Annotated in this window: 16 protein-coding genes; 4 read left to right on the forward strand and 12 right to left on the reverse strand. The window is 72.2% G+C overall.

The features are described 5' to 3' along the window. Positions 1 to 107 precede the first annotated feature (107 nt). Complete coding sequence (locus tag ABZ848_RS16320) at positions 108 to 1,340, forward strand: NAD(P)-binding domain-containing protein (RefSeq protein ID WP_360831622.1); 1,233 nt, start codon at positions 108 to 110, stop codon at positions 1,338 to 1,340. A gap of 12 nt (positions 1,341 to 1,352) precedes the next feature. Here the strand turns inward: ABZ848_RS16320 and ABZ848_RS16325 are convergent, their stop codons facing one another. Beyond that, a complete protein-coding gene (locus tag ABZ848_RS16325; RefSeq protein ID WP_360831625.1) occupies positions 1,353 to 2,564 on the reverse strand; it encodes an ATP-grasp domain-containing protein in 1,212 nt (403 codons plus the stop codon). Positions 2,565 to 2,583: 19 nt separating this feature from the next. After that, a complete protein-coding gene (locus ABZ848_RS16330; protein WP_360831628.1) occupies positions 2,584 to 3,978 on the reverse strand; it encodes a sugar transferase in 1,395 nt (464 codons plus the stop codon). Between the two features lie 139 nt (positions 3,979 to 4,117). Here ABZ848_RS16330 and ABZ848_RS16335 point away from each other — a divergent pair, with 139 nt between their 5' ends. Further along, a complete protein-coding gene (locus ABZ848_RS16335) occupies positions 4,118 to 5,278 on the forward strand; it encodes a glycosyltransferase family 4 protein (protein ID WP_360831631.1) in 1,161 nt (386 codons plus the stop codon). Here ABZ848_RS16335 and ABZ848_RS16340 read toward each other — a convergent pair. The 5 genes from ABZ848_RS16340 to ABZ848_RS16360 are packed head-to-tail and all read right to left on the reverse strand — an operon-like array spanning position 5,249 to position 13,043. Beyond that, on the reverse strand, positions 5,249 to 6,004 hold the full coding sequence (locus tag ABZ848_RS16340; protein ID WP_360831634.1) for a polysaccharide deacetylase family protein: 756 nt from the start codon (positions 6,002 to 6,004) through the stop codon (positions 5,249 to 5,251). The two genes, ABZ848_RS16335 and ABZ848_RS16340, sit on opposite strands and share 30 nt — an antisense overlap. Continuing rightward, on the reverse strand, positions 6,004 to 8,100 hold the full coding sequence (locus ABZ848_RS16345) for an O-antigen ligase family protein (RefSeq protein ID WP_360831637.1): 2,097 nt from the start codon (positions 8,098 to 8,100) through the stop codon (positions 6,004 to 6,006). The genes ABZ848_RS16340 and ABZ848_RS16345 overlap by 1 nt, the downstream gene beginning before the upstream one ends. Continuing rightward, a complete protein-coding gene (locus ABZ848_RS16350; protein ID WP_360831641.1) occupies positions 8,097 to 10,256 on the reverse strand; it encodes a glycosyltransferase in 2,160 nt (719 codons plus the stop codon). The genes ABZ848_RS16345 and ABZ848_RS16350 overlap by 4 nt, the downstream gene beginning before the upstream one ends. Continuing rightward, complete coding sequence (locus tag ABZ848_RS16355) at positions 10,253 to 11,869, reverse strand: flippase (protein ID WP_360831644.1); 1,617 nt, start codon at positions 11,867 to 11,869, stop codon at positions 10,253 to 10,255. Before ABZ848_RS16355 ends, ABZ848_RS16350 begins: the two co-directional genes overlap by 4 nt. Positions 11,870 to 11,909: 40 nt before the next feature. Next, the gene (locus tag ABZ848_RS16360) at positions 11,910 to 13,043 is read right to left on the reverse strand and encodes a cellulase family glycosylhydrolase (RefSeq protein WP_360831956.1); all 1,134 of its coding nucleotides are present in this window, start codon (positions 13,041 to 13,043) and stop codon (positions 11,910 to 11,912) included. 126 nt (positions 13,044 to 13,169) lie between these two features. Here ABZ848_RS16360 and ABZ848_RS16365 point away from each other — a divergent pair, with 126 nt between their 5' ends. Further along, entirely contained in the window at positions 13,170 to 14,180 is a 1,011-nt protein-coding gene (locus ABZ848_RS16365) for an LCP family protein (RefSeq protein WP_360831647.1), read from the forward strand. Positions 14,181 to 14,391: 211 nt separating this feature from the next. Next, positions 14,392 to 16,197, forward strand: coding sequence for a glycoside hydrolase family 15 protein (locus tag ABZ848_RS16370; protein ID WP_360831650.1), 1,806 nt, complete (start codon positions 14,392 to 14,394; stop codon positions 16,195 to 16,197). Here ABZ848_RS16370 and galE read toward each other — a convergent pair. The 5 genes from galE to iolB all read right to left on the reverse strand — a co-directional run bounded on the left by galE (position 16,139) and on the right by iolB (position 22,470). After that, entirely contained in the window at positions 16,139 to 17,200 is a 1,062-nt protein-coding gene (gene galE, locus ABZ848_RS16375) for a UDP-glucose 4-epimerase GalE (RefSeq protein ID WP_360831959.1), read from the reverse strand. The two genes, ABZ848_RS16370 and galE, sit on opposite strands and share 59 nt — an antisense overlap. Positions 17,201 to 17,355: 155 nt before the next feature. Further along, positions 17,356 to 18,141 (reverse strand): GntR family transcriptional regulator, encoded by a 786-nt coding sequence (locus tag ABZ848_RS16380; RefSeq protein ID WP_360831653.1) that lies wholly within the window; start codon positions 18,139 to 18,141, stop codon positions 17,356 to 17,358. 35 nt (positions 18,142 to 18,176) lie between these two features. Continuing rightward, entirely contained in the window at positions 18,177 to 19,670 is a 1,494-nt protein-coding gene (locus tag ABZ848_RS16385) for a CoA-acylating methylmalonate-semialdehyde dehydrogenase (protein WP_360831656.1), read from the reverse strand. 29 nt (positions 19,671 to 19,699) lie between these two features. Further along, on the reverse strand, positions 19,700 to 21,580 hold the full coding sequence (gene iolD / locus ABZ848_RS16390; RefSeq protein WP_360831659.1) for a 3D-(3,5/4)-trihydroxycyclohexane-1,2-dione acylhydrolase (decyclizing): 1,881 nt from the start codon (positions 21,578 to 21,580) through the stop codon (positions 19,700 to 19,702). Further along, positions 21,580 to 22,470: a 5-deoxy-glucuronate isomerase gene (gene iolB / locus ABZ848_RS16395; RefSeq protein WP_360831662.1), complete on the reverse strand. Its 891-nt coding sequence runs from the start codon at positions 22,468 to 22,470 to the stop codon at positions 21,580 to 21,582. Before iolB ends, iolD begins: the two co-directional genes overlap by 1 nt. Positions 22,471 to 22,476 lie beyond the last annotated feature (6 nt).

Genomic DNA, 22,476 nt, shown 5'->3' on the forward strand with positions numbered 1-22,476 from the left:
GCACGGTAAGCGTAGCGTGACGAAGCGGCCGGGGCGCGCTTCAAAAAGGCTATATACCTTGATAATTGGTACGATTGATGGAATTCGGAGTGAGCTGGGAGCGCGTCGTGAGCCCAGAACAGGAAGAGCTGGTCACCGTCGTCGGTTCCGGACCGTACGGTCTGGCCGCGGCTGCTCACCTGAAATCCCGCAAGGTCCCACTTCGTGTCTTCGGCGAGCCGATGGACGGCTGGCGATCCCATATGCCGGAGGGCATGTACCTCAAGTCCTCCCCCTTCTCGTCCTCCATTTCCGCGCCGGAACCGGGCTGGGGGCTCGCGGACTTCTGCGTCTCGGAGGGCCGCGCACCCAGAGGCGAGCGGGCCCCGGTGCCCATCGCCGAGTTCATCCGGTACGGGCTCTGGTTTCAGCAGCACTGCGTGCCCGAGCTCGAACGGGTGGCGGTGCGCCGTGTCGAGAAGGCTCCCGGCGGAGGATTCCGGATCGCCCTGGAGTCCGGCGAGGAGTTCGGCAGCCGCGCCGTCGTCGTGGCCACGGGGATCGTCGAGTTCGCCCATGTGCCGCCCGTCCTCGCGCGTCTGCGGTACGACGGACTCGTGTCCCATACGGCGGACCACGTGGACCTGTCGGCGTTTGAGGGGCAGGACGTGGTCGTGGTCGGGGCCGGACAGTCGGCGCTGGAGAGCGCCGCGCTGCTGCACGAGGCCGGTGCGCGGCCCACTGTCGTCGCGCGCGCCGCCTCGGTGGTCTTCGGCTCGCCGCCGCCCTTGGACCGGCCGGCCGAGCGTTCGCTGCGGGAACGGCTGATGTATCCGAACTCCCTTCTGGGGGACGGCTGGTCCCTCGTGGCCTGCAGCAGGGGCCCGGCCCTCTACCGGCACCTTCCCGCCCCCGTCCGGGCCCACTTCCTGCGCACCGTCCTCGGTCCCTACGGGGCCTGGTGGCTGCGGGACCGGGTCGACGGACGGTTCTCGGTGCGGCGCGGCTGCCGCGTCCGCTCGGCGGCTCCCGAGACGGGCGGCGGTGTGCGGCTCCAGTTGGAGGGCCCGGCGGGCGACGCTCAGACGCTGCGAGCCGACCATGTGATCGCCGGTACCGGCTACCGCGTGGACCTCGACAGGCTGGAGCTGCTGAGTCCCGGGCTGCGCCGTGAGCTGGCCAGGACGGCCGGCGCCCCCACGCTCTCGGCGGGCTTCGAGGCCTCGGTCCCCGGGCTGTACTTCACCGGGCTGGCCGCCGCTCCCACGTTCGGTCCCCTGCTTCGGTTCGTCTCCGGAGCCGGGTTCGCCGCCCGGCGCATCAGCGCGGCGGTGAGCGAAGGCGGCAGCGGGCCACGGTGAGCACCGGCGCTGTCACGCGGGTTGCCGGGGGCGCAGCGGCCTGGTGACCCGCCGTGCGACCGTACCGCCGAACCGTACCGACTCGGCGACCGCCGGCCAGGGGTCGTCCCAGCTCAGCCAGGCACGCTCGGTTCCGCGCCGGGGCAGCACCGCGGACGGGAGCCGGCGCTCCTGCCAGGCGCCGATGGCGGCCGACAGCACGTCCAGCTGGCCCACGACGAACATCCGGCCGTACGTCTGATGCGCGTGCGGGATTCGGCGGCCCGTCAGATCCAGGTACATCGCCCGGACCACGTCGACGCCGTGCAGATCCTCGAAGAGCCGGAACTGCGCCCCGATGCGCGGATTGAAGTCGACCAGCTTGTACCGGCCGTCCCGCCGGTCGTAACGCCAGTCGAGGTCGGCCACACCGCTGTACCCGATCCGCCGGCACAGGTCCGCGGCCAGCCGGGCGAGTGGCGGGTTGGCCCAGGCCCAGGCCCTGGTGGTCGCCCCGCTGCGCACCGGCCAGGAGCGGACCTTGTATCCCGTGAACACGGCCTTGGGCGTCCCCTGTGCCCCGCAGTAGAGGTGGGTGATCCAGTCCTCGGCTTCGGATGGCGGAATGTACTCCTGCATCAGCACCGAAGGCGTCTCGCACGATCCGATCAGGGCGAGCAGTTCGTCCTCGTCATGGACCACGGTGGTGTGTCCCACCACGGGGGAGTGCACCCGGGTGTACGCCTCCAGGTTCTTCAGCACCACGGGGTAGCGCAACTCGCGGGCGAAGGCGACCAGTTGTGCCCGGTCGGCGGGTGCGTGGGCACGCGGTGTCGGCACGCCGTGCTCGATGCAGATCCGGCGCATGCCCTCCTTGCTCGCCAGCCTGCGGGGCAGGCCGGGCCGCACCGGCGGCAGCAGGAACCACTCCGCGAGGCGTTCGGCATGCTCGGCCAGCAGCACGGCGGACTCGTCGTCGGTCGGTACCGCGACGGACCTGCGCCCGATCTCGCGGCCGATACGGGCCAGCGTCGAGGTCAGGGTCCCGGGGTCCTCCAGACCCGTCGTCGGTACGACGAACCGGCCGGTGAGATGACGGGAAACGGCACAGGGGGTGAACCGGTCCTCGACCATGGCGTAGACGGGGACGCCGGCCCTGCCCAGGCTCCGCAGCGCTCCGAGACAGCCGTGGTTCTGCGGGGAGCGGCCGACTTTCACCAGCAGGGCGGGCACATCGTGGTCCATGGCGGCCTCGGTCCGTTCGTCAGTAGGCACCGGTCCCGCGGACGACCGCTCCGGGCGTACGCGCCAGGATCCGCAGGTCGAGTGCGGTAGACCAGTTCTCCACATAGCTCATGTCGAGCCGCATCCGCTCGTCCGGCGGGAGGTCGGAGCGGCCGCTCACCTGCCACAGCCCGCTGAGCCCCGGTTTCACCAGCATCCGGTGGCGCCGGACCTCCTCGGGCAGGCCGGCCACCTCGTCGGGCGGCAGCGGGCGCGGCCCGACGAGCGACATCCGGCCCGCCACCACGTTCAGCAGCTGCGGAAGTTCGTCCAGCGACCAGTGGCGCAGAACCGCGCCGACCCTGGTGATCCTGGGGTCGTCGGTGATCTTGAAGAAGCCGCCGTCGCCGTACTGGTTGAGCGCGGCGAGTCCGGCCTTGCGCTGCTCCGCGTCCCGGCACATGGTGCGGAACTTCAGCAGGGTGAACTCACGGCCGTGCAGCCCCACTCGAGTGTGCCGGAACAGCGCCGGACCCCGGCTGTCGAGCCGTACGACCAGGGCGATGAGCAGCATCAGCGGCGACAGGAGAAGCAGGCCGACCGCGGCCAGCAGCCGGTCCGTCAGCTCCTTGGGGATGCGCGGGAGCCGGGAGAGCGTGGGTCCGTGAAGCTCCATCAGCGGGAGTCCGGCGACCGGCGTCACGGCCAGCCGGGCCGCCGCCACATCCGCCAGCACCGGCGCGAGCAGGAGCTCGACGCCCTCGCCCTGGAGCTCCCAGGAGAGCCTCCGTAGCATGCCGGCGTCCAGCCCGGGCCAGGGCAGCACGACGACCGCGTCGCAGTCACTGCGCCGTACCGCTGCGAGGGTGTCCTCCACTCCACACGCGCCCACGACTTCGAGCTCACAGGCGCCGCTGTTTCGCAGCAGCGCGGTGAACTCGGCCACGGCACCGTCAGGTCCGACCACTACGGCACGCTCCAGACGCCGACCGCGGCGCCAGCCCGCCCGGATCCGCGACTGCCGCACCACGCGCAGCACCAGAGCGACCGCCACCGCGATCGGCAGCGCGAACAGCGTGTCGTGCAGCAGTTCGGACCCGGGCGCGAACCACCACGCCACGCTCGCCGCCACGGCGATCAGCCCCGCGGCACCGAGCACACGGTGGAACTCGTCCGTCCCGGCCCGCAGACAGTGCTGCTCGTACGCCCGTTGCGCCGCGAGGGACAGCAACCAGGCAGCCGGCAGCAGGGTGGGCACCGGCCACCGGTCGAAGAGCACGAGGACGGCAAGGGATGCCATGAGAGCGGCGAGCGTGTCCATGGCCAGGAACGGGGCCACCGGCACATGGCAGCCGCTGCTTTGGCGCGGTGTGGCGTGGATGCCTCGCTGCGATCGCGGCGGCGCGTCTTCTCGGGTCGTGCTCAGCGTCGTCATCTGGAAGCACCCCTTGGAACCGAGTGGCCAGACCTGTACGTATACATCGTAAATATACACTCTTGACCGGTCGAGGTCGCCGGACGACGATGTACGTATACGTAGTAAATGTGCGAATCGACGCCTGGGAGGTCGTGACATGCGCGGCCGTACCGTCCTGCACATCGCGCAGTCGAGCGAGGGTGGCGTGGCCACTGTGGTCGCCGACCTGGCCGGCGGGCAGCGGGCCAGGGGTGACCGCGTGGTCGTCGCCTGTGTTCCGGGCAGCCGGCTGGCCGCGTCGGCCGCCCGGGCCGGGGCCGAGGTCGTCCCGTGGCGGGCCGTGAGCGCGCCCGGGCGCTCGACCCCGGCCGAGGTGGCCGGTGTACGGCGGATCGTCGCCGCGGTCCGTCCCGACCTGGTGCATCTGCACAGCTCCAAGGCGGGTCTGGCGGGCCGGCTCGCGCTACGAGGGCGTATTCCGACGGTGTTCCAGCCGCACGCCTGGTCGTTCTTCGCCGCCGAGCCCGGCCGCCCGCTGTACTGGGCCTCGGTGCGCTGGGAGCGGGCGGGCGCCAGGTGGGCGCACCGGTTGGTCTGTGTCAGTGAGGCCGAGCGCGCGGACGGCGAGGCCGTGGGAGTCCGGGCCCGCTACACGGTTGTGCCCAATGGCGTGGACCTCGCGCACTTCGGCGCCGCCGGGGACGCCGAACGGCATGCGGCGCGGGCCACGCTCGGCGTGGACGAGTCGACGCCGCTGGCGGTGTGCGTCGGCCGGCTGCACCGCCAGAAGGGCCAGGATCTGCTGCTGACCGCTTGGCCGGACATCGAGCGACGGGTGCCACGGGCCCGGCTCGCGCTGGTCGGGGACGGACCGAACCGCGCGCTGCTGGAGCAACGGGCGCCCGCCACGGTGCGCTTCGCCGGCGATGTCGCCGATCCGCGTGACTGGTACCTCGCCGCCGATCTGGTGGTGCTGCCCTCACGGTGGGAGGGGATGGCGCTCGCCCCGCTGGAGGCCATGGCGTGCTCCTGCCCCGTGATCGTGAGCGACGTACCGGGAGCCCTGGAGTCCCTGCCGCCCGGCCACGCGCGGACCGGCCTGGTGCCGCCGGAGGACAGGAAGGCGCTGACCGACGCCGTCGCGACGCTGTTGGCGGACCGGGAGAGCTGTCGGGCACTGGGCAAGCAGGCACGGGCGCACGTCTGCGAACAGCACGGTGTGCGGCGGGTGGTGGAGCGCGTGGACGCCGTGTACGAGGCGGCTCACCTGGACTGGGGTCGCGGTCGTTCAAGGCCGGGGCGCGCGGCCGATCAGTGAGTGCAGGGTCGAGCGCAGCGCGGGTGCGCGGCCGGACAGGCGGCGCAGGGCCGGGTAGGCCCGCCAGGTCTTCATCCGGAAGGTCGCATCGGTGTCGATGGACGTGACGTCGACGCGGGGGACGGCGAACCGCCCCGCTCCCTCGTGCACGCTGAAGGCCACCTCGAAGCCCGCCTCGGCCACGGCTCCGCGCGCCGCGGCGTCGTGGTCCCCGTACGGGTAGGCGTACGCGCGGGGTGTACGGCCCGTCAGCTCGGCCAGGGCCCGGGCGGCGTCCGTGACATTGCGGGCCAGGGCCCCGGGATCGGTACCGGACAGATGGCTGTGGTCCCAGCCGTGGCACTCGACGTCCAGACCGGCTGCGGCCAACTGCCGTACGCCGTCGGCGTCCACGAGTGCCTCGTCGGGCATCTCGGGCATCCACTCCGACCGGCCGCCGAGCAGCCCGGTGAGCACGAACACGGTGGCCGGCACGCCCAACTCCCGTAGCACGGGCAGCCCTTCGTCCAGGAAGGCCTGGTAGCCGTCGTCGAAGGTGAGCAGCACGCTTCGCCGCGGGCTGTCACCTCGGAGGTAGGCGTCGAGGGTGAGCGGTGTCCAGCCGCGGTCGAGCAGGGCGGAGAGCTGTCTGCGGAGGGTGTCCGGCGGGACGAAGAGGTTGTGCGGGTCGTGTGCCGCGGTGCGGGTGCCGACCGCGTGATACATCAAGACCCGGGTGCCGCCCATCAGTCCTCCCCGGCCGCCCGGCGGGCGGCATACCGGACGCCCACGGCGACCCAGGCGGCTATCAGGATGGCGGCGACGATCGCGATGGTCAGCAGCAGCGTGCGGGAAGGCTTGCGGTCCGCGGCGTCCGGATCGGCGGGAGCGGTGACCTCTCCCGTGATCAGCCGGTCGTGGTCGGTGGCCGTGGCGACCGCGGCGGCGATCGAGTTGGCGGCGCTGGCGGCCTGATCGGCGTTCCTGCTCGTCACCGTGATGTCCACGTTGGCCGTCTCTTGCTGCACCGTCACTGACAGATCGTCCCGGAGCTCCGACGTCGTCATGTCGCTCCGGCGGGCGGCCAGTTCGAGATTCGCCGTCGAACCGGCCACGACGGCGTACTTGGTGGCCGCCAGCCGGACGATGTCGGCGCTGACGTTGGGCAGCGAGCGGGGTGCGAGGGACACGGTGCTGGTGGCCGCGTAGCGGGTCGGCTGCTGTGCGATCACGATCAGTCCGGCGCCGAGCACGAGGAGTCCCGCCAGCAGCCCGGCCAGGACCGCGCGTGTCGTCGGACGGGCGTTACGAAGGGTTCTCCCGCCCCGCTCGTTCCTCTGCGGCCGGGTCGGGGAGCCGGGCGTCGCCGACGCTGTCAGTCTCTTCATCTGGGCCACCTTCGGATCGTTGCCGCTCGGCATCGCCGACCGGGTCCGGGCACAAGCCGCGAGCAGGCCGATGATCAGCCACGTCATTGCCCCCAGCACGGGGTTGCGCAGGGGATAGTCGACGACTCCCTCGGCGACGACGGCGGTCAGTGCGGCGGCGGCCGCTGCCGACACGCCGGCCTCCACCGGGTACACCTGGGGAGAAGCGGTCGCACGGGGACCGCCCGGGAAGTCGGTGGGCGCGGGGCGGTTCCGCAGGGCTTCCCGCACTCCGAAACCGATCACGACGACCAGCGCCGCCAACCCCAGCACACCCTGCTCCGCGCCCACGGTGAGGTACAGCACGTGCGCATGCACTACCTGCCGAACGTCGGTGAACTGCGCCAACCCCTGTCCGGCGGCCGTCGGAAAGGCGGCGGGGCCGCTGCCGAGCAGCGGGCTGTGGGCCATCTGCTGGAGTGCCCCAGCCCATGCCGCGGGCCGCTCGTCGAAGGGGCTGCGTTCGCCGGTGAAGATCGTGGCGAAGCGGTCGACGAAGACGGAGGAGCCCGATGTCGCCGGCTCGGCCACCAGCAGGGCCAGGACGATCACGCTCACCGTCAGGAAGCAGATCAGCAGGGGCCGACGGGCCCCGCGGAGCAGCGCCACCAGGACGACCAGGCCGGCGAACGCGCCGATCCAGCCTCCTCGGGAGAGGCTGAGCACCAGAGCCGTCAGCGCCAGCACCGAGGTGAGCCCGCACAGCACTGCCAGTGCCCTGTGCCCCCGGCGCAGGGTGACAACGGCCAGGGCAAGGCTGAAGCACAGCATCATGGCGGTACAGAGCCCGAGTTCGTTGGGCTGGGCGAAGATTCCCGTCGGCCGGTTGCCGACGATCGTCGAGTCGAACCGGGCTTGCAGGTTCGGAAGATCGACGAGCACGCTGCCGCACAGCACCGCCCCGCCGATGACCACGGCCATCGCGAGCACGAGAAGGTCGCCGCGCCGGGCCGTCGCCGCGACGACGGCCGCCGCGAGGGCCAGACCGGCAACGTAGTTCGTGGTCTGCAGCAGTGAGATGCGCGGGGCGACGCTCGTGAGCGTGGACAGCAGCGCCGATACGACCAGCAGGGCCGACGCCGCGAGCACCGGCGATCTTCCGATGCTCCGGCCCCGGCCCCCGATCCGCGCCGCGAGTACCACCAGGGCCGCCCAGACGGCCAGAACCTGTGCGACGTTCGTCGACAGGGGCAACCCGATGCTCCCGGTCGGAAGGAGTACGGCGAAGGCCGACACGGCCAGCACCGGTCGGCGCAGGGCGGCGACCGTGAAGAGAATCATCAGCGGGACCAGGACGAGGACACCGAGGCCGAGCGGAGCGCTTCGCGCGGAGGCCCAGACAGCCGCCGAGGCGAGCACGACGCCGCAGCCGATGACCGGCGGAATGCTTCGTTCTAGTGCCCTCGTCGCTGTCATGGGATCGGGCCCCGTCGCGTGTCGTCCGCCGTATGCCGCACTGTTCGGACACGCCCGGCCAGCCCGCGCGCGAACCCCACCGCCCGCGCGGCCGAGAGGGCGCCGACGACCGGAGGGACGAGAGGCAGGGCGGCCCAGTTCCCGCGACGGACAGCCCTGCCGACCGGCGTCGAGAGCCAGACACCGACCACCCCGGCTGCCGCCGGCCGCAGTCGAGGACGCGTCAGCGCCGCCCCCAGGACGACCCCGTACACAGCCGCCCGGACCACGACACCGGTCAACTGGCCGCCATCTGCCCGGAGTCCGAGCTCCTCACCGTGCCGCAAGGCCGCTCGAACGGCCACCGGCAACGGCGCCGGCGGCTCGCGGTCGACCTCGGCCGAGCCGACGACGGCCACCCGGTGGCCCGCCCGGGCCGCCGCTTGCCCGAACAGCACGCCCACGCCCGGCGAGTTCTGCTCGCGCAAACCGCCGACGTCCTGCCAGGCCGGGGACGTGCAGGCGAGCGAACCCCCGGCAGGGCCGGTCGCGCCGAATCCGGGGCCGAAGATCAGGCGGCGCGCCCGCGACCAGGGTCCCCGAGCGCGCCGAACCTCCTCCGGCAGGGGATATACCGTGGCCATGGCCTGGGCCAGCGCTCCGTGGCCGGTCACCCGGCAGACGCCGACCAGCAGTTCGGCCGGCTCCGGCTCCGACGCTGCCGCCCGCATCCGGTCCAGCCAGTCCGGCGCGGGCACGCATTCGGAGTCGGCACAGACGATCAGGAGGTTGGCCGCTGCCCGGACACCCGCGTCCTGCCCGGCCCCGGCACTCGTGCCGGGGCACGTCACCAGCCGGACCCGAGCATCCAGGGAGGCCCGCGCGGCCACCCGCTGGGCCGTGCGGTCGACGGAGCCGCGATCCACCACCACGATCTCGTCGTCCCCGACGGCGAGTTGGCGCAGAAGCAGCTCCAGGAGCCCGTCGACCCTAGGACCCTCGTCCAGCACCGTGACCACCACCGACACCGGTGTCGTTCCCGTCAGCCCGGCACCCGGCAGTCCTGCGGCCCCGGACAACGTCTGCGCGAGCAGTGCCGCGCACCGCGCCGGACCGGGATTGTCCGCCGTCCGGCGCAGCCCCGCGCGGCCCATGGCCGCCCGGGTGTCCGCGTCCGAGAGCCGGAACAGGGCATCGGCGACCCTGGCGGGCGCGGCGGCGGGCACCTCGATCCCGCCAGGAGGCGCCGCAGACGGACCGGCCACCCGGTCGGCCACCGAGCCGGGTCCGGTGGTGATCACCGGCACGCCGTTGAGCATGGCCTCGATGGCGGTCCCACCGAACGCCTCCTGACCTGGCCCCGTTCCGTCGGGCTTGGTCAGTACGGCGACGGAGTCGGCCGCCGGGATGATGCGCCACGCGTCCTGCACCCAGCCGGCGAAGTCCACCCGGTCCGCCACGCCCAACTGCCCGGCCAGGGCGGTGAGCCGCTCGCGTTCACCCGGATCGCTCGGGTCCGCAGGGCCCACCACGGCCAGCCGCCACCGCGCGCCGCCGGGCAGTGCGAGGGCGGCGATCGCGTCGTCCACGCCCTTGTACGAGACCAGCCGGCTGATGGTGAGCAGCAGCCGCTCGTCGCCGTCGAGCCGAGCACCGCGCCGGGACAGCTCCGCGCGGGCGGCCGCGCGCGACAGCGCGGTTCCGCTCGGCGCGGGCACCGGCACGAGCGCCGCTCGCGGGTGGTGCGAGGCGGTGATCAGACCCGGTTCGGTGCCGATGCAGGCGTCGGTGACGGTTGCCAGGGCCCGGGTGAGGAAGCCGTCGTAGGAGTGGTCGTGCTTGGCCCAGACACAGGGAACTCCGGTGAGCCTGGCGGCGGGGGCGGCTACCGTGGCGGCCTTGACGCCGTTGGCGAGGATCACGTCGGGTGCGTCCGCGCGCAGCCGGCGCGCCAGCCAGGACGCGGTGCCCGCCAGGGCGCGGACGGATCGGCCGGTGTGGCGCAGGACGTACGGAATACCGCGGGCGGCGAACTCGTCGCGCAGCGGTCCGTCGGCCAGCATCACGACGTTCACGTCGAGTCGGTCGGTGACGTCCAGCAGGGAGAGCAGCCAGAGTTCGGCGCCTCCGATGACCCCGTACGGCGCCACGACGGTGACGCGCAGCGGACGGCTCATGCGATCCTCCCGCGCCGGAGCATTCTGCGCAGGACCTGTACCTGCTTCGGATCGACGCGCTGGGTGACGAACAGCCAGGACGGCACGTACACGAGGGCCGCGGTGAACACGGCGGGTACGAACGGCCAGGGCGCCAGCAATGGTCCGCAGGCGAGGGCGGACGCCGTCACGGAGGCCAGCATGGCTCGCGGCAGCCTGGGCATACCGGCCCTGGCACGCCCCAGCAGGATCAGGGCGGCCGCATAGACCCCGTACGACAGCGAGGTCGTGAACGCGGCGGCGATCCCGCCGTAGGGAGGGATGAGGGCGAGGTTCAGGCCGATGTTCAGCGCCAGCGCGATCAGGGAGCTGGTGAGGGCGCGCAGGGTCGGACCCGCGGCGACGATGGCGTACGAGGCGAGGTAGGACACGCCGTAGAGAAAGGGGGCCGGTGCCAGCCAGGCCAGCATGCCGGTGCCCGTGTCGGCGAACTGGTGGCCGTACAGGACGTCCAGCACCGTGTGCCCGCGGCACCACAGGAGCACCGCGTACGGCACGAACACGGCGGCCATCATGCTGATGCCCTGCTCGCTGTAGCGCCGGATCCGGTCCGGTTCGGGACTGCTCGCCATCAGGGGGAAGATCGTGCGGGCGGCCACGAAACTGACGAACAGCGTGGTCTCCAGCAGCCGGTAAGTGGCGGCGTAGATGCCGACCTCGCTGGGGCCCGCGAACCAGCCGATCATCACCGTGTCGATCCGGAACAGCACCATCAGCGCGAGAGAAGCGACGCCGATCACCCACGTACCCCGGTTCAGGTCCGCGAGACCCGCGAGGGACACCTGCCGCCAGCGGGGCCCGTAGCCCGTGCGCCGCATGAGCACCGCCGCCGTGACCGGCCCGACGACGGTCCCGGCGAGAAAGGCCACTGCAAGCCCGGTCAGTCCGGTGTCGCCGAACAGCGCCAGCAGCGCAGCGCCCGCGGTCAGCAGCCGCTGAGTCAGGTGGACGGCGGCCATCATGGTCTGCCGCTGCAGCGCGGCGGCGGCGGAGCGGTAGGCCTCCGTGTACGTGTCCATCAGCACGGCGGCGACGATGAGCAGCCCCGTGGCGGTGCCCTGATCTCCGGACAGCGAGGTGAACCCGGAGAGGCCGCCGATGACCGCGAAGACCAGGACGACGAGGAGCGTGCGCATCGCCAGGAGTTCGGCGAGCAGCTCCCGCAGGCGCGACGGTTCGGCACTGGCCCGCTGGATCACGATGATGTCGTAGCCCCACTGCGGCACCACCGCGGCGAGCGTGCCGATGGCCAGGGCATAGGAGAACACGCCGAAGTCGGCGACGCCCAGCATCCGCGCGGCGCCGACCGTGAGGATCAGCATGGACAGCTTGCCGATGACCTCGGCGACGCCCAGAGTCAGGGCCGTGCGCGCGGTGTGGACCGGCCTGTCGTCCGGGAGCGGGTGGCCGACGGGAGTGGGCTGTCCGTCTGCGGCGTCGTGACGGGGCGGTCGGCGGGACCACATGAGTCCGAGCCAGGGTGTGCCGTGCCAGTGCGCCGATGCAGCGGGAACGGGCACCCGGCCCAGCCCCGTGGCGGTCTGGGTGCAGCAGTTCCACCGCAGATGGTTCACCGTCGTCGACCTTGGCCTCGGTTTCCCGAGTACATATGGATCAATGGTTGCTCATCGGCCCCGACGCTGCCAGCGGTGGACTCGCGGGCCGGTGGCGGAGCCCTGCGACGGCTCGACGGAGCGCGTCGAAGGCGGGTTTCGCCCGCCCGTCGGCGCGGCGCAGGCCGAAGAAGTTCTCCACCGTGGACGTGTCGGTTCCCGGATCGCGGTCGGTGTACCAGATCAGGGCCCGCACATGCGGAGTGCCGGCCGCCGTGCGGACCACGTCCGCCGCGATCAGGGCCTGCCGCTGCTCGGTCACGTGTCCTGGCCCGTCCGTCGGCGCGCCGAACTCGGTGATCCACACAGGGGTGCCGGGCATGCCGTGCGCCGCCAGCACGCCGTGCAGGCTGGGGTGTGCGCGGTTGATGCCGTCCCATGCCGTGCCCCTGGGAACTCTCGCACTCGCCGGCCGGGGGTAGGTGTAGGGGTGATAGCCCACAGCGTCGAAGAGTCCCTTGCCGTCATGCGCCAGTACGGCCGCGAGAAAGTCCGGTGCCGCTACGGCCGCACCCCCGGCACCGGCCGAGGACAGCCCGCCGAGGACGACCTCGGCCGACGGGGACACGCGCCGCAGGGCCCGGCTCGTCGCCCGCAGCAGCGCCGTGTACGCGGTCGCGTCGGGTGCCGGGTGCCAGAAGGCCGGGATGTTGGGCTCGTTCCAGATCTCCCATGTGCCGATGCCTCGCGGCGTGTAGCGGGCGGCGGCGGCACCGGCGAAGGCGGCGAAGGCCTCCGGGTCGGCAGGCCCGCACTTGCTGTCCGCGCAGTGCCCGGACCGCGCCCACGCCGGGGTGTAGGCCAGTACGGGCAGCACGGTCAGGCCGCGCGCCTCGGCCGCCGTGACGACCCGGTCGAACGGGCCCCATCGATAGCGGTCGGGCCCGTCGGGCTGGACGTCCTGCCAGGACAGGTCGGCCCGCACCCACCGCGCGCCCACCGCGACGGCGTCGTCGAGCGACGCCGCGAGATCCCTGTCGGACATCCAGACGAGCCGGTCACCGTAGGCGATGCCCAGGCGCAGGGACGGGTGCGAGGAGGCGGGCCGCGTGCAGCCCCCGGCCAAGAGTGTCCCGGTCACCAGGAGTGCCAGCGCCGTCCGGACGCCCCGGAGGTGGCATTCGTGGAGGTGCATCGCCACTCGAACCAGCCTGGAAGTCGGCAGTAAATGGGTCGAATTGTGCAGGTATTGACTCCATGCTTGCATAGGCTGACTCTGTATGTATACGGCGTAAATCCACGTCTTTCGAGCGTGAGGCGCATGGCAACCCAGTGGCCGCAGTGGGAACCCGGGCGTCGGACCCACCGGCGCCACCGCCTCCTGCCTGCCCTCTTGGTGCTCGGCCTGGCCACCGTGCTCGCCCTCCTCGGGCTGGGTGCCGGTGCCGTCTGGTGGGGTACCGACCACTACGGCGACCAGGTCGCCCGCATCCCCGACGCCTTCCCCTCCGGCCCGCGCCCGCCCGGGCCCGCCGCGCACGACGGCGGTACGACCTTCCTGCTCGCCGGCGTCGACAGCCGCTCCGCGCGCCCGACCACCGGCAGCGCCGCCACCGCGCGCCTGTGGACGTACGGCGCACAGCGCAGCGACACGCTGATGCTGGTGCGCCTGAGCGGTGACCGGCGCACGGTCCACGTGATGTCCATCCCCAGGGACAGCTGGGTGCCGATCCCGGGCCATGGCTCGGCGAAGATCAACGCCGCCTTCTCCTGGGGCGGACCGCCTCTCATGATCCAGACGGTGGAGCGGCTCACCGGCAGCCGCGTCGACCACTTCGCGGTCATCGACTGGAGCGGTTTCCGTGCGCTGACCGACGCCGTCGGCGGCGTGACCGTCACGGTCCACGAGAACTCGTACGACTCGGCGCGGCACCGGCGCTGGACGGCCGGCACCCATGTCCTGCACGGTGCCGACGCGCTCGCGTACGTCGGTCAGCGCCACGGCCTGCCGCGTGGCGACCTGGACCGGATCGAGCACCAGCAGCAGTTCCTGCGCGGTCTCGTCGGCGAGATCCGCGGCCGGGTCGGCCTCACCGACCCGCTCGGCACCGCCCGGATGCTCGACGCCATCACCCGCACAGTGAGCGTGGACGACCGGATGTCCAACGGCGACCTGCGCGACCTCGTGTTCGGCCTGCGCCATCTCGACGCCGCGGACGCGCACTTCACCACCGCGCCGATCGCCGGTTCGGAGACGATCGGCGGTCAGTCCGCGCTGATCCTGGACCGGGAGGGGCTGCGGGCACGGTGGCATGCGGTGGAGTCGGGCTGAGTCGGGCCCGTGCGGTTGACCCGGGGAGACCGCCGGGAGATGATGTATGTATACGTCGTAAACGTACGCTTAAAGGTACGTTTCTCTCGCAGTGGTGACGGGTGATGCGGAATCGGATGTCCCCGCAGTTGGCGCCGACGGTGGAGCTGCCGCCACCGTCGGCGCCTCACCTCCGGTCCGCCGCACCGGGGCAGAGGGACCCCCTCCGGCCATGAGCGCACCCATCGAGACCTACGCCCTCCTCAGCGACCTGGAGACCGCCGCCATGGTCGGTCGGGACGGGTCCGTCGACTGGCTGTGTCTGCCACGGTTCGACTCGCCCGCCTGTATGGCCGCGCTCGTGGGGAACGAACGGAACGGGTTCTGGCGGGTCGCGCCGGTCGGGGGCAGGAGTTGTGCGCGGCGGGCCTATCGGCCCGACACGCTGGTGCTGGAGTCGCGGTGGGAGACCGCCACCGGTGCCGTGCGGGTCGTCGACTTCATGCCGCCCCGCGGCGGCGTGCCGTGTCTCGTCCGGGTCGTCGAGGGGCTCGCCGGCGAGGTGGCCATGCGCAGCGAACTCCGCCCCCGCTTCCACCAGGGCCGGGTCGTGCCCTGGATCCGGGCCGTCGACCGGTGTGCGGTCGCGGTCGCCGGGCCGGATGCCGTCTGGCTGGGGGCCGACGGGTCCGTCGAGGGGGCTAGCGGCGGGCAGGGCACTGTTCACGACTTCACCGTCGCCGCCGGACGGCGGCTCGCCTTCACCCTCGTCTGGTCGCCCTCCCATCTGCCCGAACCGCCCGCGCCGCTCGGCGTACCGGCCGAGACGCTGCTGAAGGAGACCGTCGACTTCTGGCGGCGGTGGGCCGGGCAGTGCCGTTACGAAGGCCCTTGGCGGGACGCCGTGGTGCGGTCGCTCATCACGCTCAAGGCCCTCACCTACGCCCCCACCGGCGGCATCGTCGCCGCCCCCACCACCTCGCTGCCCGAGCGCGTCGGCGGCGAGCACAACTGGGACCACCGCTACTGCTGGCTGCGCGACTCCACCCTGACCCTGTCCTGTCTGCTGCGCAGCGGCTACCACGAGGAGGCGACCGCCTGGCTGGACTGGCTGGTGCGGGCCATCGCCGGCGACCCCACCGATCTGCAGGCCGTCTACGGCGTCGGCGGGCAGCGGCTGCTGCCCGAGACCGAGGCGCCGTGGCTGTCCGGCTACGAGGGGTCCCGGCCCGTACGGTTCGGCAACTCCGCCGTGAAACAGTTCCAGTTGGACGTGTACGGCGAAGTCCTCGACGCCTTCTGCCTGTCGCTGCGGGCCGGGATCCCGATGCCCGCCCATGTGTGGGAGCTGGTCGAGGCGATGATGGGCTACCTGCTGCGGCACTGGCGGGAACCCGACCAGGGGCTGTGGCAAGTACGCGGCCCGGGACGGCAGTTCGTCCACTCCAAGGTGATGGCCTGGGTGGCCGCCGACCGTGCGCTGGAGATGGGCCGGCTGCTCGGCCGCAACGGCTCCACCGGCGAATGGCGGGCCATGCGCGACGAGGTGCACCGCCAGGTGTGCCGGGAGGGCTGGGACGCCGGGCAGGGCTCCTTCGTCCAGTCCTACGGCTCCCGCGCCCTCGACGCCTCCGCACTGCTCATGCCGCGGCTCGGCTTCCTGCCGGCCCGCGACGAGCGGGTGCGCGGCACCCTGCACGCCATGCGGCGGCTGCGGCACGGCGGGTTCATGAGGCGCTGCGCACCCGAGGGCCGGGGCGAGTCGGGCTCGGAGGGCGTCTTCGTCTCCTGTTCCCTGTGGTACGCCGACGCCCTCGCCGCCACCGGCCGGCTCACCGAGGCCCGCGAGGCCTTCGAGCGCGTGCTGGGCGTCCGCAACGACGTCGGGCTGCTCGCCCAGCAGTGGGATCCGGACGCCGGGCGCCAACTGGGCAACGCACCCCAGGCGTTCAGCCACCTGGCCCTGGTGGAGACCGCCTTCACTCTGGGTGCTTCGAGTTCGGGCGGCGCGCGGCCCCGGCGTACCCGTGCGGGTTGAGCTGCTGGAACCGCCAGGCGTCCCGGCACATGTCCGCCAGGTCCCGCGTCGGCCGCCAGCCCCAGGCCCGGGTCACCGCACTCGGGTCGGCGACCAGTGCGGCGACGTCACCGGGGCGGCGCGGGCCGATCTCGTACGGCACCGGTCGGCCGCTCGTCTCGGCGAACACGGCGATCACGTCCAGGACCGAACTGCCCTGCCCCAGGCCGAGGTTGAAGACGCGCATGCCCGGTGCGTCGACCAGGTGGTCGAGGGCGACCCGGTGGGCCTCGACGGTGTCCATGACGTGGATGTAGTCCCGGATCGCGGTGCCGTCGGGGGTCGGGTAGTCGCCGCCGAAGACGCGCAGCCGCTCCCTGCGGCCGTCGGCGACCTGGGCGACGTACGGCATGAGGTTCTCGGGCACGCCCTGCGGGTCCTCGCCGAGCAGTCCGCTGGCGTGGGCGCCGGTCGGGTTGAAGTAGCGCAGGCACAGCACCGTGTACTCGGGGCGGCGGCGGCACACGTCGGCCAGGATCTGCTCGCAGAGCCACTTCGAGGCCGCGTACGGGTTGGTCGGCCGGGCCGGGGTGGTCTCGTCCAGGAGCCCCGCGCCCGCGTCGCCGTAGACCGAGCCGGAGGACGAGAAGACGAGCCGGTGCACGCCGTGCTCGTGCATCGTGCGGAGCAGGGCGGTGGTGCCGCCGACGTTGATGTCGTAGTACTCGATCGGCGTCCCGACCGAGCGGCCCACCGACTTGAGCGCGGCGAAGTGCATGACCGCGTCCACGGGGTGGCGGTCGAAGACCGCCGACAGGGCCCGCCGGTCGCGGATGTCGAGCTCGTACACGGCCCCCACGAAACGGCCCGCGATCCGCTCGACGCGGGCGAAGACCTGGGGCCTGCTGTTGGCGTAGTCGTCGACCACGATCACTTCGTAACCGTGGTCCAGGAGCTCCACGCAGGCGTGGCTGCCGATGAAACCGGCGCCCCCGGTGACCAGGACGGTGGACGGAGCCCACAGGGAACCCGCCCCCTGGCGCGCCCGTGCTCGCCGCTCCTGATCCACGGTGCCTCACCGGCCCTGGCGGGTTCAACGTCGTATGTTTACGACGTATATGTACGACTCTGCGCCCCCTGTCCTCCCGAGTCAAGCGGGCAGGGGGCGCGGGCGCCGGGTCAGGGCCGCACCAGCAGCTGGAAGTCGAAGGCGTAGCGGGAGGCGCGGTAGATGTGGGTGCCGTACTCGACCGGGCGGCCCGTGTCGTCGTACGCCGTGCGCTGCATGGTCAGCAGGGCGGCGCCCGGCTGCTCGTCCAGGCGGGCCGCCTCCTCGGGGGTGGCGGAGCGGGCGCCGATGGTCTGGCGGGCGCTGTGCAGGGTGATGCCGGCCGTGCGCATCATCCGGTACAGGCCCGTCGACTCCAGGCGGGACGAATCCAGGTCCAGGAGGGACGCGGGGAGGTAGTTGCTGAGCAGCGCGACGGGCTGGCCGTGGGTGAGGCGCAGGCGTTCCAGGGCGATCACCTCGCCGCCCTCGGCGATGCCGAGCGCGGCGGCCACGTCGGCGGACGCCGCCTCGCGCTCGTTGCGCACCACCTGGGTGGTCGGGCCCTGGCCGGCCGCCTCCAGGTCGTCGTAGAGGCTGGAGAGCTCCAGCGGACGCTTGACCTGGCTGTGGACGACCTGGGTGCCCACGCCTCGGCGGCGGACCAGGAGACCCTTGTCGACCAGGGACTGGATGGCCTGCCGGACCGTCGGTCTGGACAGGCCCAGGCGGGTCGAGAGGTCGATCTCGTTGCCCAGGAGGTTTCCCGGGGCGAGTGCCCCGTGCTCGATCGCCGCCTCCAGCTGCTGGGCGAGCTGGTAGTAGAGCGGCACCGGACTGCCCCGGTCCAGGGCGAAGTCCAGGGAGTCGAGCGCGGGCGCGTTCGCGGCACGGGTCGTGCCACGGGTCTTCGCCATGGACGTACCTCCCTCCGATGAGAGTTGACGTGACGTCAGGAGTGGCTGGGGAAGCCGAGGTTGATGCCCGCGTCGGCCGGGTCGGGCCAGCGCGTGGTGATCACCTTGCCCTGCGTGTAGAAGGCGACGCCGTCGTTGCCGTAGATGTGCAGGTCCCCGAAGAGGGAATCCTTCCAGCCGCCGAAGGAGTGGTAGCCGACGGGTACCGGGATCGGCACGTTGACGCCGACCATGCCCGCCTTCACCTCCAGCTGGAAGCGGCGGGCGGCGCCGCCGTCCCGGGTGAAGATCGCGGTGCCGTTGCCCCAGCGGGAGTCGTTGATCAGCTTGATCGCTTCGTCGTACGACTCCGCACGCACGACCGCCAGCACCGGGCCGAAGATCTCGTCCCGGTACGCGTCCGCCGTCAGCGGCACCTTGTCGAGGAGCGACACGCCGATGAAGAAGCCGTCCTCGTGACCGTCCACCGTGTAGCCGGTGCCGTCGACCACGACCTCGGCGCCCTGGTCCGCCGCCGAAGTCACGTACGAGGCGACCTTGTCGCGGTGTTCGCGGGTGATCAGCGGGCCCATCTCGGAGGCCGGGTCGTCGCCGGGGCCGATCCTCAGGTTCTTCGCGCGCTCGGCGATCTTCGCCACCAGTTCGTCGCCGGTGTCGCCTACCGCCACCACGACCGACACGGCCATGCAGCGCTCGCCCGCGGAACCGTAGGCCGCGTTGATCGCCTGGTCCGCGGCGAAGTCCAGGTCGGCGTCCGGGAGTACGAGCATGTGGTTCTTGGCGCCGCCGAGGGCCTGGACGCGCTTGCCGTGCTCAACCGCCTTGAGCTGGATGTACTTTGCGATCGGCGTGGAGCCGACGAAGGACACCGCCTCGATGTCCGGGTGCTCCAACAGACGGTCCACGGCGACCTTGTCGCCCTGCACGATGTTCAACACGCCGTCGGGCAGGCCCGCTTCGGCGGCCAGTTCGGCGAGCCGGTACGACGCCGACGGGTCCTTCTCGGACGGCTTCAGCACGAAGGTGTTGCCGCACGCGATGGCCAGCGGGAACATCCACATCGGCACCATGGCGGGGAAGTTGAACGGCGTGATGCCCGCGACCACGCCGAGCGGCTGGCGGATCGAGGCGACGTCCACCCGGGTGGAGACCTGCGTCGACAGCTCGCCCTTCAGCTGCACGCTGATCCCGCAGGCGAGCTCCACGATCTCCATGCCGCGCGCCACCTCGCCCAGCGCGTCGCTGTGCACCTTGCCGTGCTCGGCGGTGATCAGCTCGGCGATCTCGTCGCGGTGGGCGTCCAGCAGCTCGCGGTACTTGAACAGGATCGCCGTGCGCCTGGCGATCGAGGAGGAGCCCCAGGTCTCGAAGGCGTCCTTCGCGGCGGCGACGGCGGCGTCCACCTCGTCGACGGTCGCGAAGCCGACCTGCTTCTCCTGCGCGCCGGTCGCGGGGTTGTAGACGGCCCCGTAGCGGCCGGAGACGGACTCGACGGGCTTGCCGCCGATCCAGTGGGTGATGGTCTTCATGGTGCAAGGGCCTTTCGAGGTACGGGAGTTCAGAGATGGCGACGCCGGCTTGCGACCTGGCTGTCGTACTCCTCGCGGGCTTGTACGGCGGCCTCGCGGGAGGCGGTCTCGGCGACCGGCACGTCCCACCACGCCTCCGTCGGGGGAGCGTCCGGATTGAAGGTGTCGGTCTCGACGTACACGCACGTCGGCCGGTCGGACGCGCGGGCCGTGGTGAGCGCCTCGCGCAGCTCGCTCACGGTCTTGGCGCGCAGGACGTCCATACCGAGGCTGGCCGCGTTGGCGGCCAGGTCGACGGGGAGCGGGGCGCCGGAGAAGGTACCGTCGGCGGCCCGGTAGCGGTAGGCGGTGCCGAAGCGCTCGCCGCCGACCGTCTCCGAGAGGCCGCCGATGGAGGCGTAGCCGTGGTTCTGGAGGAGGACCAGATTGATCGGCAGGCCCTCCTGGACGGCCGTGACGATCTCCGTCGGCATCATCAGATACGTGCCGTCGCCGACCAGCGCCCACACAGGAGTGTCCGGGCTGGCCTGCTGCACACCGATCGCGGCCGGGATCTCGTAACCCATGCAGGAGTAGCCGTATTCGAGGTGGTACTGGCGGCGACCGCGCGCCCGCCACAGCTTGTGCAGGTCGCCGGGGAGGGAGCCGGCCGCGTTGATCACCACGTCGTCGTCGCCGACCACCGCGTCCAGCGCCCCCAGGACCTGGGTCTGCGTCGGTGCGGCGTTCTCGTCATCGACGCCATAGGCGTCCTCGACGACCGCCTCCCAGTGCTCCTGGCCGAAGGTGTACTCGGCCGCGTACGACGGCTCCACGAAGTGGCCGGACAGCGCCTCCGTGAGCGCGGTGAGCCCGGCCCGGGCGTCGCAGACCAGCGTCCGGGCGGACAGCTTGTGCGCGTCGAACGCGGTGATGTTGAGGTTGACGAAACGGACGTCCGGGCGCTGGAAGAGCGTGCCGGAGGCGGTGGTGAAGTCCGTGTAGCGGGTGCCGACGCCGATCACCAGGTCGGCGGAGCGGGCGAGGTCGTTGGCGGCCGCGGTGCCGGTGTGGCCGATGCCGCCGAGGTCGGAGGGGTGGTCGTACCGCAGCGAGCCCTTGCCGGCCTGGGTGGAGGCGACCGGAATGCCGGTGGCCTCGACGAGCTCCTTCAACGCCTCCTCGGCCGCGCTGTGGTGCACCCCGCCGCCCGCCACGATCAGCGGCCGCTCGGCGGCCCGGATCGCCGCCACCGCCTCCGCGAGCTCGTGGGGGTCGGGAGCGGGACGCCGTACGTGCCACACCCGCTCGGCGAAGAACTCCTCCGGCCAGTCGTACGCCTCGGCCTGTACGTCCTGGGGGAGGGCCAGGGTGACCGCGCCGGTCTCGGCGGGGTCGGCGAGGACCCGCATGGCGTTCAGCGCGGAGGGGATCAGGGCCTCGGGGCGGGTGATGCGGTCGAAGTAGCGCGACACCGGGCGGAGGGTGTCGTTCACCGACAGGTCCGCCTCCACCGGGTGCTCCAGCTGCTGCAGGAGCGGGTCGGCGACGCGGGTGGCGAAGTAGTCGCCGGGGAGGAGCAGGACCGGGAGGCGGTTGATGGTGGCGAGGGCGGCGCCGGTGACGAGGTTCGTCGCGCCCGGGCCGATGGAGGTGGTGACCGCCTGCGCGGAGAGGCGGTCCAGCTGGCGGGCGTAACCCACGGCCGCGTGCACCATGGCCTGCTCGTTGCGGCCCTGGTGGAACGGCATCGTGTCCTCGCCCGCCTCCAGCAGCGCCTGGCCGAGTCCGGCGACGTTGCCATGGCCGAAGATGCCCCAGGTACCGGCGATCAGCCGCCGCCGGACGCCGTCGCGCTCCGTGTACTGGACGGACAGGAACTGCACCAGTGCCTGGGCGACGGTCAGGCGGCGGGTGGGGGCGGTGCTCATCAGGACTTCTCCGGGGCCGTGTAGAGGGGCAGGCGGGGGTCGACGGGCTGGTCGGGCCAGGTGCCGCGGACCCAGGCGTGGTCCGGGTGGTCGCAGATCAGCCAGGCGCGTTCGGGCTCGGGGCCCGCCATGACGTTGAGGTAGTACATGTGGTGGCCGGGCACCGCCATCGAGGGCCCGTGCCAGCCGTCGGGGATCAGCACGACATCTCCGCCGCGCACTTCGGCCAGTACGTCGGTGCCCCGGCCGTGGCCGGAGGGCGAGACGCGCTGGTAGCCGAGGCCGGGGATGCCGTCGTGGGCGGCGAACTCGAAGTAGTAGACCTCTTCGAGGACCGACTCCTCGCCGGGCCGGTGCTCGTCGTGCTTGTGCGGCGGGAAGGACGACCAGTTGCCGCCCGGCGTGATCACCTCGACCGCGATGAGCCGGTCGCACTCGAAGACGCCCGCCGCGCCGAAGTTGTTGACCTGCCGCGAGGAGTTCCCGGTGCCGCGCAGCTCCACCGGCACCGAGGAGGCCGGTCCGTAGCGGGCGGGCAGCCTGCGGGTGCACCGGGCGCCGGTGAGCGCGAACCGTCCGCCGCCGTCGGACGTGACGGTGGTACGGGCGTCACGCGGCACGTACGCGAAGTCGCTCACGCCGCTGAACACGCTCTCGCGGCCGGTGAGTTCGAAGGTGTCGTGGCCGAAGTCGTCGGCGGCCGACACCGTGCAGCCGCCGCTCAGCGGCAGCACGATCCACTCGCTCTCGCCGGTGTCGAAGGTGTGCGTGCCGCCCGGGGGGAGCTCCAGGACGCGCAGGCTGGAGTAGCCCCAGCCGGCCTTCTCCGGGGTCACGTCGACGACGTAGGGGCCGCCGAGGGCCTTTCCGGCGGGAAGGTGGTATGTCATATGGCA

Source organism: Streptomyces sp. NPDC047081, from assembly GCF_040643775.1.
Taxonomy (GTDB): domain Bacteria; phylum Actinomycetota; class Actinomycetes; order Streptomycetales; family Streptomycetaceae; genus Streptomyces.